Below are 7,109 nucleotides of genomic sequence, written 5' to 3'. Positions count from 1 at the left end.
CTTGAACCTCCTTGAGAACATTTGAATCTTTGATGGGTAAGACAACTTGTTGCATAGTTTGAGCTCCTTTAAAATTTTTGATTTTTAGTACAAATTAAAGTACAATATTAAGTACAAAGAAAGGGTGGTAAATATGACATTAGCATTAACACAGAGCGATTTTCGCGCTAACTTAAAAAAATATTTAGATCAAGTTAATGACGAAGACGAAACCGTTTATATTGCTCGTTCAAATAGTCGCGCAGTAGCCATCGTTTCACAAGAAAAAATGGACTGGCTAGAAAGAGCATTAAAAGCGAAAGAAGGTTCGTTAGAATATGCAATTGCACGTGATCAGTTAATTAAACGCCATGTTTTACCTGACGATGAAATTGTTGAATCCGATGATGATTACTGGGGTCAGTTTAAATAATGAAAAAACTAAGATTTAAACCACGTGCAACCTTTAATGCTGATCTAAAACGGTTAGCCAGTTTAGACAAATCTATTATTGATGAAGTTCGAGCAGCCATTGACCTGTTGCTTGAGCAACAACAATTACCACCAGAATTTGAAGATCATGAGCTTAATCGGCGAATGAGCGGGTATAATGAATTTCACTTACGAGATACCCCGAAAAACAAAACACCAAGCGAAACTAACGATGTCCTGGTGGTTTATACGATTGATAAAGATGAACTAGTCTTAATTGGCATTCGAGTCGGATCGCATGATCGTTTATTTCCTGGTCAAAATCGTTCCAAAAGGTATCGAAAAAATGACGAATAAGAGAAGTTATTTATACCATATAAAAACAAATAACCCCCAACATCTACATTATAGATATTGGGGGCTATTCTTTCAACGTTTTCGAGGGGCGATTTATCACTTATAGTCCCTGTACATAATAAACAAATTAATTAAAAAATATGCTTTAATTCTTATTAAGTTTTTTTGTAACAATATTTTCATACATATCAAATAATTTAGCAACAGCATTGGATTCCGTTGTTCCTTTAACGGGAATTCCATATGCTCCCATAACAGCTCTATCGTTTGCTTGATGAGCTTTACGAAGCTCTGGAGGCATTAACAACTCATTATATAAATTAGCCAAGGTGCTATCGTTATAAATATTCCGTGCTTCTAAAATAGCCTGTCCAGTCTTTCTAATTTTTTCTCGCTGGAAATTTGTAATTTTTGGCCATGGAAAGTTGTTATAGACTATTTTATTTGAATACTGATAATCACTCTTCATTCTACCAGCAACTGTTCTCATCCAAGCCATATGAATATTTGAGGTTAGTATGGCAAAATCAAATATAGTGGCGTCTCGAATAACTAATGCACTTCCATTTACAATGCTAGACGAATCAACAAAAGAAATTGGTATGTACTTCCTAGACTTGGAGGAGACCTTTGGTACAACTAATAATGATGTAACATTTTCTGGTTGTCTGATTTCTCCAAATAAATAAGGGTAGTCAGCAAGCTGTTTAGTTTGGTCTCTACCACTGCATTCTCTAAATTCTTTAGTCTTTCTAATTCTTTCCATAATAAAACGTGAATGGCTATATTCAGACGGATTGACTCCTTTTAACCAAAGACACCATCTTTCTCGATTATTTAATAGCTCAGTTCCGCCAACGTAAGGCCGTACGAATTTTTTATTATTAGGATTCTCACTAATTAGTTCAGCATAATCATCTTTGTTCAGTATCAAGTTTCCATTATCTATTGGCATGCTACCATAATTCATTATATTCACATGACTAATAGGTTGAGATCTGTTTTCAATCAATACTGTTGGCCCTTCTGACAAGTAGGGTGTTATATTAGTAACTTTTTTTAATGAATTTTCAGCAAAGTATAATAACTTTTCTCGGCTCTGTCCATGATAGCTAAATCCTATAATTACCACATGCACATGTGCCTCATCTTGTGCTTCACTCTTCCAGTTAAAAGTGCGGTGAGCAAAATCTATTACAATGCCCATATTAAGTAACTTTTTCCAAAGTATAGGTACTTGTTCCCCTTGGGTAATACTGTTCGTAGAAACAAACGCTGCATGTATATTAGTACCATACATAAATTGAAGAGATTTTACATACCATCCGGTAACATAGTCAAGCCGACTTGACCCAGGTCCAAAAACGTTTGATAAGTCTTTTTTTTGAACTTTAGTCTGCTCTTTTTTCCCAATAAATGGTGGATTACTGATCAAAAAATCTATTTTTGAAGAATCTATAATTTTATTCCAGTCTATTGTTAAAGCATTGCCTTCAGCAATATTTGAATAACTTTTTAACGGTAAGAAATCTTGGTCACTATAAATAATGGCCTTAGTTTCTTCCATCATTTGTGACTCAGCAATCCACAATGCGGTCTTTGCAACTGATACAGCAAAGTCGTTAATTTCGATCCCGTAGAATTGCTGGATTGAGACATTAATCAATTTTTGCCCTGTATCCAACATAGATTCCCTCCCATAGATTAATTTAATCAATTCATTTTCAATTTTTCTCAAGGAAATATACGTTTCAGTTAGGAAATTGCCAGATCCACATGCTGGATCAAAAAAGTTCAAATTCGATAAACTTTTCTGAAACGCTTTTGCTTTTTTCTTTATTGTAGCAGGTTGTTTTAAACTCTTAATTTGTTGAAGTTGTTCTTTCATTTCATCCAGAAATAAAGGATCAATAACTTTATGAATATTGTCAATCGAAGTATAATGCATGCCTCCAGATCTTCTAGCCTCTGGATTTAATGTGCTTTCAAAAACCGCGCCAAAAATAGTTGGACTAATATCTGACCAATCGAATCCGTCACTAGCCTGGTTAACAATCAAATCTTTTAATTCTGGAGTGAATTTTGGTATTTCTATGTCTTCATCAGAAAACATTCCTCCATTGACATAGGGAAACTCAGCCAATTTTTCGTCTAAGTAGGGATCTCGGTCTTCTGTCTTGGTATCTAAAACCTTAAATAAAGAAATAATTCTGGATCTCAGTAAACTTGGCTCAATATCTTTTAGATAATCACGGAAAATGTTTAATCGGCCAAAAATTCCAGAATCTTCGGCATATAAACAAAATACCAATCTAACACATAGTTGATTGATACTTTTAAGACTATAAGAACTATTTGGGTCCTTGTATTGCTTTAATAGTTCATTGTATATCTTACTAACTAATTCACCAGCCTGAACAGAAATTTCTTCTTCTTTTTTGACATTAATGTTAACTTCATCAATTAAAAAGTCTAAACGATAATATTCTTTTGACAAATCTGATAATAAAATCTTTGCCGGTTCGCCGGTCGGTTTTTCCATATCGTAAACTCGAAATTCTTTAAAATTACAAGTAATAATCCATCTGGGACGTTTCGAATATGGTAAATTGGCAGAATATCTTTGTGCTTGCTGAAAAGGCGTTAAAAATGAACCATCAGATTGTCTAATTCCCTTATCAAGACTCTTATTACTACTTTTTTGTTCAATCATGACGTGTGTTTTTTCTATGTAAGCATCAATAAATGATGTCTTATCCAGCTTAACTTCATCTTCAAATGAAATATATCTAGTAGCATCATCTATACCATATATTGCCTGTAATAGTCCAATCCAAAAGCGCTGAGACTCCCCCTTTTCATATCCTTTTCCCCTCCAATAGGTGGAAAACTCTCTTGCAGCTTTTCTTTGCATTGTAAGATTCATATGCTTTATTTCCTCTCTAATCTTAAAACTTAGTTAGTATTCTTATTTAAGATGATTCACTAGATTTTTTTCTGATAGAAAGCCGTCTCCATTTAAAACACATCAAGATCTGTATATAAAAAATGCATTTTGGGAGATACAACCCTAGATTACTACTTCGCTGCAATACATAAATTTATGTATTGCATTAAAAAGGATATTCGTTAAACAAATCAATCTCCTTCTGTGGGATCGCTAATCTCATTTTTTGAATGTATTCGCGATTAATGATTGAATCTTCTGAAAAGGGATCCTTTAACCATGTTGAGTTCCAAATATCGTTGTTATTTAGATATACTTTTTGACATAAAGGATCCGAATAATTTTTTGATTCATCACCACAAAGACTTAAGCGTTGAAGCCATATCTCAATAAAACCAATGTTAGGAATATCTTCTATTTGATTGATAACATTATCTATGACTATTGTAATTTCATTAGGGTCTTCAATCAGTTCCAATAATCTTCCAAGTATTGCAATACCAACTGGTACTGTCCTTGGAGATTGCACAATAATATTAACCACGATACTCATGAGTTGTTGGTAATCTTTAGGCACTTTAGATATAGGCAATAATCGATTAGAAAAAGCAGTTAGTGAGGTAGTTACACTTCCCGAGTTGGGATATTTTTTTGCCAAGTCGTAAATTTGCAATAGATGTTTTTGTAAGCCTAAATGATAAATTAACTTTCCACTATTATCCTTGCTACAAATTGCAGCATTTTTAACAGTCCAAAAGAGCTTATCTTTTTTAACTGCACTTCCAATGATATCAGTAGTTATATCAGTCTTTTTTGAATTAAAGTGCATATTCAAATCTGATAATACATCTGAGAGTTCTCGTAATATTTTTTCCGATAGCTCTTTAGAATTTGAAAATATTCGGTAATCATCTCGATATCGAATAATTTTAAAGCTCTCCTTAATATTTTCCAGTTTCTTTGATAAACAGAAATCAGAATAGCCTAAAATGATTTCAGCAATAAAATCAAAGAGAATACTGCCTTGAGGAATCCCATTTGTTTGACCAAATTGTAAATGTTGGATTGAAGAATCAATCATGTTTCCTATACCTTGGCTAGGGCGACGGTGATTTTTACTCCATTGTTTTCCATGAATTGCCCACGAAATAGAGTGTGTATAAATTGATCCATAACAGTTTGTAACATCAGTTTTAATACAATACTTGTATATCAAAGCATATCTAATTGAAGCCTGTTCTAGGTTTTGCCACCAATTCAAGATTGTTTCTGCTTTGTCACTTTTTTTCCCAACTGATTCAACAGGTACACTAATACATTGGATTCGTTTATCATTTTGAAATTCACTAAATCGGTTAATTATGGTTGACCAGTGGCTAGTTATTGAATTAACAAGATCAACATAAGGAACTGGGTGAACTATTGATAACGGACGCCAATCATAGCGACCATCTTTATTCATTAGAAGAGTATAATTTACGTCTGTAGTTTGTGATAGGGCCGTTTTACTGGTAGAAAGCTCTATTAACGAATGACTGTCTAATAAATCATCTGCTTTTTTAATTACAGAAGAGAAGTTAAAATACCTTGGAAGTTGGATATTAACGTAACTAGATGGTTTAAGTAAAAAAGTTTTTGCTTCCCTTGAGCTCATTTTTAAAATTGATTTTCTGGACTTATCAATCAACTTAGCACCTTCTATTAATAATTAATCTCAAAAATAAATTTAGAATTTAGCTTGATATTACCAAAAATGCCACCAATTTTTATGGACTTTATTTCTAGGTGCATCTTTTTGTATATTACCAGATTGAGGTACGTTTTTTTTAACTTGCTTGTCATTTCTGTCCATATTTTGAATAGAGTTATTTTCAGTTGACAAATTACTATCAGTTGATTGAACTTTTTGATTGGATCTAGACGTTTCAACAAAGCCACTTAATTTTTGCATATGTTCTTTTAATTGGCGATTTTCTGCTACTATTGCTAATTGTAATTGTTGCTGCTGATCTATCAATTTTGTTAGATGGTCTAGTTGGCGGTCTTTGCTACTTATTTGTTGGTCTTTGGTAGCAAGTTGTTTGTCACGTTGAAACTTTAAATCTTCTATTTCTCTTCTTAGAGCAGCAATTAGCTCATTATTTCCTTTGCTAGTCTTTGTCGCTTTTTTGCTACCTGTTTGTTGGCTCTTTGCTACCAAAGGCTTTGCTATCTTGTCTCTGATAATCCTTTCAGCTGTAAGGCTAATCATGTTTGTACCCTGATTATCTTTTTGCCGGTTCTTTGCTGGTAGTCTTTGGTAATGATATTGAATAGTTTGTTTAGAGACGTTCAATTCATCAGCAAGTTCTCTAATTGTTTTAGGCATTATTTCCAAACCCCTTTCGGAGTTCAGCAAGTGCTTCTTTTCGTGCTTGATCTCTTATTTTTTTATCATGTTCGGCTTGTTTGACAGCCAATGCTTGCTTTTCAGTAGAGCCTAAAGTTAACCCCTTAACTTTATCAATGGCACGCCATTTTTCCTGTTCTGTTAATTCACCATTATGCTGAATATTAAAAAGCTTTTGACGTTCATCTTGAAATTGACCTTGTGAGAAGTCATTAGCGTTTTTCTTTTCAGACTTCCAAGTAAAAGAATACCCAATCACTGGTTTTCCGCGGCCTTTACCATATTTTTTTCTAACCGTTAGGCCTCTAAAAAGAGGCGTAAGTTCCTCTTTGATGGGTTTTAAAACGGATTGATTTATATTGCTACTTTTATAGCTTTTAGGGACATCTAATAGCTCGTTAAAGTCTGCAACTGAAAAGTAAGCGTACCCAGTAGTTCTAAATTGTTTTAGTAACCGAAACATGGTTTTTGCGTAGCTACTTTTTAAATCTCTGAACTCTGATAAAGCATAACGAACCCAACTTTCCAGCTCATTTAATAATTTTATAGCTTTGGGGTAAATTTTAATATCAACATAAGGATCATCAGCATGGCCGTTTATCTCAAATTCGGTAAACATAACAAAAAATTCACGATACAGCCCATCTTTACTACGCCTTCCAAAGCGTAATCCTAAAATTTTTTGATAGGTACTTTCAATATCGTCAATAAATCGGTTATTTGCTGTAGGTTTATATGCACTTAATTCTTTTAATTGATCAAATGAAAACCTTACAGTTTCGTCACCCTTGTCACGCATTCTAGAAACTATTGAGAAGAATAAATTCATTTCAACAGGAGTGAATTTTCGAAGTGGGATTGTATTTAATTCAGGATCATATTTAACAATTTCATTACTCAAATGAAGCACCTCTTTTAATGAATATAGTTTTATGAATATATAATACTGCAAAACTCTATCTATAAACAGACAAAACTCTATCTATAAACAGACAAAACTCTATC

General features: G+C 33.3%; 6 protein-coding genes. 2 read left to right on the top strand and 4 right to left on the bottom strand.

The window, feature by feature from the left end; genetic code table 11:
• Window positions 1–133 precede the first annotated feature (133 nt).
• Window positions 134–412, top strand: a complete 279-nt coding sequence (locus tag FC88_RS03390; protein WP_003586674.1) for a type II toxin-antitoxin system Phd/YefM family antitoxin — start codon at window positions 134–136, stop codon at window positions 410–412.
• Window positions 412–768 carry a type II toxin-antitoxin system YafQ family toxin gene (locus tag FC88_RS03385; protein WP_002834562.1) on the top strand — a complete coding sequence of 119 codons (357 nt, stop codon included), beginning with the start codon at window positions 412–414 and terminating at the stop codon, window positions 766–768. The genes FC88_RS03390 and FC88_RS03385 overlap by 1 nt, the downstream gene beginning before the upstream one ends.
• A gap of 145 nt (window positions 769–913) precedes the next feature.
• Here FC88_RS03385 and FC88_RS03380 read toward each other — a convergent pair whose 3' ends face one another.
• The 4 genes from FC88_RS03380 to FC88_RS03365 all read right to left on the bottom strand — a co-directional run bounded on the left by FC88_RS03380 (window position 914) and on the right by FC88_RS03365 (window position 7,005).
• Window positions 914–3,694 carry a DNA methyltransferase gene (locus FC88_RS03380; RefSeq protein WP_057812787.1) on the bottom strand — a complete coding sequence of 927 codons (2,781 nt, stop codon included), beginning with the start codon at window positions 3,692–3,694 and terminating at the stop codon, window positions 914–916.
• 187 nt (window positions 3,695–3,881) lie between these two features.
• Window positions 3,882–5,402: an RNA-directed DNA polymerase gene (locus FC88_RS03375; RefSeq protein ID WP_235526894.1), complete on the bottom strand. Its 1,521-nt coding sequence runs from the start codon at window positions 5,400–5,402 to the stop codon at window positions 3,882–3,884.
• Between the two features lie 57 nt (window positions 5,403–5,459).
• Complete coding sequence (locus FC88_RS03370; protein WP_057812785.1) at window positions 5,460–6,083, bottom strand: DUF536 domain-containing protein; 624 nt, start codon at window positions 6,081–6,083, stop codon at window positions 5,460–5,462.
• Window positions 6,076–7,005 (bottom strand): replication initiation protein, encoded by a 930-nt coding sequence (locus tag FC88_RS03365; protein ID WP_057812783.1) that lies wholly within the window; start codon window positions 7,003–7,005, stop codon window positions 6,076–6,078. Before FC88_RS03365 ends, FC88_RS03370 begins: the two co-directional genes overlap by 8 nt.
• Window positions 7,006–7,109: the final 104 nt, after the last annotated feature.

The sequence above is a fragment of the Companilactobacillus futsaii JCM 17355 genome (assembly GCF_001435505.1).
Classification (GTDB): domain Bacteria; phylum Bacillota; class Bacilli; order Lactobacillales; family Lactobacillaceae; genus Companilactobacillus; species Companilactobacillus futsaii.
This window is presented reverse-complemented; position numbering and strand designations above follow the sequence as displayed.